At 63.9% G+C, this 3,753-nt stretch carries 4 protein-coding genes; all 4 read right to left on the bottom strand.

The annotated features are described in order from the left end of the window. A partial coding sequence (locus tag FLM9_RS04925; protein ID WP_143324608.1) for an AAA family ATPase occupies nt 1-414 on the bottom strand: 414 nt, incomplete at its 3' end. 79 nt (nt 415-493) lie between these two features. Next, nucleotides 494-2,950 carry an endonuclease MutS2 gene (locus FLM9_RS04920; RefSeq protein ID WP_074457528.1) on the bottom strand — a complete coding sequence of 819 codons (2,457 nt, stop codon included), beginning with the start codon at nt 2,948-2,950 and terminating at the stop codon, nt 494-496. 31 nt (nt 2,951-2,981) lie between these two features. Continuing rightward, nucleotides 2,982-3,179: a hypothetical protein gene (locus FLM9_RS08160; protein WP_074457526.1), complete on the bottom strand. Its 198-nt coding sequence runs from the start codon at nt 3,177-3,179 to the stop codon at nt 2,982-2,984. A 53-nt stretch (nt 3,180-3,232) separates the two neighbouring features. Next, nucleotides 3,233-3,640, bottom strand: coding sequence for a VOC family protein (locus tag FLM9_RS04910; protein ID WP_074457527.1), 408 nt, complete (start codon nt 3,638-3,640; stop codon nt 3,233-3,235). Nucleotides 3,641-3,753: the final 113 nt, after the last annotated feature.

Raw genomic sequence — 3,753 nt, 5'->3', positions numbered from 1 at the left:
CCTGACCCCATGCCCAGCATCCCAACCCCCTCCTGACCTTATCCAAAACTCGGGTTCCGATAGACAAGCAGAGGAGCAAGTTTCCTTTGTATCTTTGTCAAACTGCACAGTAAGTTTCCACTCGTCTTGGTTGCCAGGAATGGCTGGCAATGCAGCAATCTCCGCACCGAAGGTTTTTGCTCTGCCAGCCCGTCCACCCCGGTAATGGGGAATTTCGTCAAAGCTGCCCAGGTCGTAGGGCGGCTGCTTGAAGTTGGGAATGGCGTTATGGGCAAGGTCGTCCAATGCCCTGAGCAGGGCGAGGAAGGAGGTTTTGCCGGTGCTGTTCTCGCCCACCAGCAACGTCAGTGGAGCGAGATGGGCCGTCTGCCTCTTGCCAAAGCAGCGGAAGTTCTCGATGGTGATGGAGTGCATGGCGGCTACCGCCAAGTTGCCGCTGTAGGTTATAGCTCTCGCGGGAGGTCAGGGCCTGTGGAGAGAATGACCGAGGAGTTCAACGACACGGCCACACCACGGTGCAGCCCATGCCCCCGTCTCCCGGCTCCGCATCGTGGAAGCGCTCCATTTGGTCTGTAGTCTTCAGCCAGTCCCGGAGACCCCGCTTGAGCCGCCCCGTGCCGATGCCGTGGATCACCCAAATGGGACCGTTAGCACGGCTCAGCTGATCCGCCACGGCGGACTCCGCCTCATGGAGCCGGAACCCACGCAGGTCGAGGGTGTTGGCGGCGCAGCGCACCTCCGGGCCGGGGGCCAGGGGCTGGCGGTGGGTCACCTGCACCGGGGGGGCGGCGTGGTGGGGCTCGTCCCCGTTGAGGGACTCCACGTCGTCCACGGGGGCCTGGAGTCGCATGGGGCCGCAGCGCAGCTCCAGCATCCGGCCGTTATCTTTCACATCCAGCACCTCCGCCGCCTTGCCCAGGCGCCGCAGCCGCACCCTCATGCCCACGTGGGGTGACCACCCCTGTGGATGTGGCAGTTGGCGGGACGGGTCTGGCGCGATGGCGCTCTGCAGGCGCCAGTCTTGTTTGAGGGCCTTCAGGCGTTGACCAGCCCGGCGGGCCTGCTCCCCGTCCGGCGGCCCTTGCCGCAGGATGCGAATGATGCGGGCCACCTCCTGCTGGGCAGCCTGGATGGCATTCTCCAACTGCTGTTGCCGCTGCTGCTGCCGCTGGGCCATGTCACGCTGTTGTCGTTGCCAATGGCTGAGCACCTGGGCGTGGAGTTGTTCGGTGCGGGCCAGGAGAGCGGCGGCGGTGGCGGTGGTGGCCTCCTGCTGTTGCCGTTGCTGCTCCAGACCACTGATGATGGAACTCACCTCACCCGCTTGCTGGGGTTTGAGCAAGGCCCGGGCTTGGTTCAGCACCGCTGGCTCCAGACCCAACCGCTGGGCAATGGCCAGGGCGTTGCTGCGACCGGGGATACCCCACTGCAACTGATAGGTGGGGGCCATGGTGGCCTCGTCAAAGGCGACAGAGGCGTTTTCAAAGCGGTCGTCTTCGTATTTGAGCGCCTTGAGGGCGCTGCAGTGGGTGGTGGCCATGGTGAGGCGGACCCGATCCGCCATGTGGCGCAACAGGGCGATGGCCAGGGCAGACCCTTCGCTGGGATCCGTGCCGGCCCCCAGCTCGTCCAGCAGCACCACGCCGTTGGTGTGGGCTGCGGGCGAGGCCTCGATCGCTTCAAGGATCCGCGCCAGTCGCTTGATGTGGCCACTGAAGGTGGAGAGGTTTTGCTGGAGGGATTGTTCGTCACCGATGTCGGCCAGCACCAGCTCGGCCCATGGCAGTCGGGCCGGACCGGCGCAGAGCACCGGCAGTCCTGCACGAGCCATGAGGAGGGCCAGACCCAGGCTTTTGAGAACAACGGTCTTGCCGCCCGTATTGGGTCCGGTGATGGCCACCACCCGCTGCCGAGGGCGCACCTGAACGTCCACCGGCACCACCTCAGCGCCGCCAGCCTGCTGTTGTTGCCACACCAGCAGCGGATGACGCAGCTGCCGCAGCAGGATGGGCTCTTGAGTTGCCCCAACAGCATTCCCGGCTTCATCGGTCTTCAGGCTGGTCTCCAGAAAGTCCGGCTGGATGCCGCCCATGGCGACCCCGTAGTGACCCCGCGCCAGGGCCATGTCAAGCTGCAGCAGGGCTGCACGGGTGTCCAGAAGATGGTGGGCATCATCCGCCACCAGTTGACTCAACTGCCGCAGCACCTGCTCCTCCTCCTGGCGCTCCTGGGCCTCCAGGTCACGGATGCGATTGCCCAGGGGCACCAGCGCCTGGGGCTCCACAAACAAGGTGTTGCCGGAGGTCGAGCTGTCATGGACTAACCCGGGCAACTGATCCATGGCGCCCGCTTTGAGGGCCAGCACGGCGCGCCCATGGCGGGAGGAGATGATGGTGTCTTGCAGCACCGCCTGATGACGCCGCAGCAAGCCGTGAAGCTGTTGACGCAGTTCAAGGCGCAACTGGCCCAGTTGGTGTCGCACCACCGCCAAAGCACTGCTGGCCCGATCCGCCACGTGCCCCCCCTCCTCCAGGCAATGGTTCAGGCGGTGCTCAAGCTGGTGCAAGCCCTGCAACCGGGCCAGACACGCGGTAGTTACCGGCTGTTGCTGGGGATCGTTGAGCTGATGCCGCAGTTTGCGCACAGCGGCCATGGTGGTGGCCACCCCCAGCAACGCCTCACCTGTGGCAATTCCCCCCTTGCAGCAACACTCCACCAGTGGATTCAGGTCCACCACGCCACGAAAATCCAGCCCCCCCTCCAACTGCTGATCCCGCTCCAGCAGTTCCCGGGTTTCCTGTTGAAGACATTGGCTCCGGGATAGATTAGCGGGTAAGGACAACCGCAGCAGGGATTGGCGCCCCATGGTGGTGGAGGCAAAGCCGGCCAGGTGCTGGCAGAGTTCCGGCCACCCCAGCAGTTCCAGGGCCTCCTCCTGAATGGAGGACAGGGGTTGGACAAGTTTGTTGGAACAATTCAAGTCAGTGGGGGTTGGGCAAGCAACTTTCAATCAGGCGGTCCAGCTTGCGGCCCAGTTCTCTGTTGCCTTCGCGGAGTTCGTCAATGCGCTTTCCCAGCCTAGCTTCACTGGCCTTGACCTCGTACCAGACAAGCCCCAGCAGGGCAGTGAAGAAGCCTGACGGTAACCATCCAGTCAGTCCAGGGGGGCGGGCTGGCATCGGGCGGGCTGGCGTACGGGAACAGCCTACCAGGCCTAATGTCCCATCTGTACTCAGGTTGTGGCAGTGGCGCCCATGGCTGGCGTCACGTTGGCGGGAATGCCCCCCTGGGGTTCGTAGAGCATTTCCAGCCAGTTGCCATCCGGATCCCGCAAGTAGAAGGAGGCGGTGCCGTCCCGGTGATCATGCACCGCCCCCACCGCCACACCCGCAGACTTGAGTTGGGCATGGGCTGTATTGACGGCAGCGCGATCCCGAAAATGGAAGGCAAAGTGAGGTCCCGCAGCGCGGTAGTCGGGTCCCAGCAGGGCCAGACCCTCCCGCCCTGATCTGGTTTCCAGGTAGCACCAATCCTGGGCATCCCACACCAGTTCCATGCCAAGGGCGCAGTAAAAGCGCTTGGCCCGTTCCATGTCCTGGACACGGACGGCCACATGACCCAACCGTTCAACAGCAACCATGGATGTTCCGAAGGGGAGTTCCATTCTGGCTTTTTTCCGGGGCACCCTAGGCTCAGAACTCATAACCAGAAGATGGGAGTGGCGGCGAGGAGGACGGCAGAGAGGAAGATATG

It is taken from the genome of Candidatus Synechococcus spongiarum (assembly GCF_900047545.1).
Taxonomy (GTDB): domain Bacteria; phylum Cyanobacteriota; class Cyanobacteriia; order PCC-6307; family Cyanobiaceae; genus Synechococcus_B; species Synechococcus_B spongiarum_C.
This window is presented reverse-complemented; position numbering and strand designations above follow the sequence as displayed.

Coding starts and splice junctions, on each gene's coding strand:
- FLM9_RS04910 (WP_074457527.1), bottom strand. CDS start 3,640: ATGGTTGCTGTTGAACGGTTGGGTCATGTGGCCGTCCGTGTCCAGGAC.
- FLM9_RS08160 (WP_074457526.1), bottom strand. CDS start 3,179: ATGCCAGCCCGCCCCCCTGGACTGACTGGATGGTTACCGTCAGGCTTC.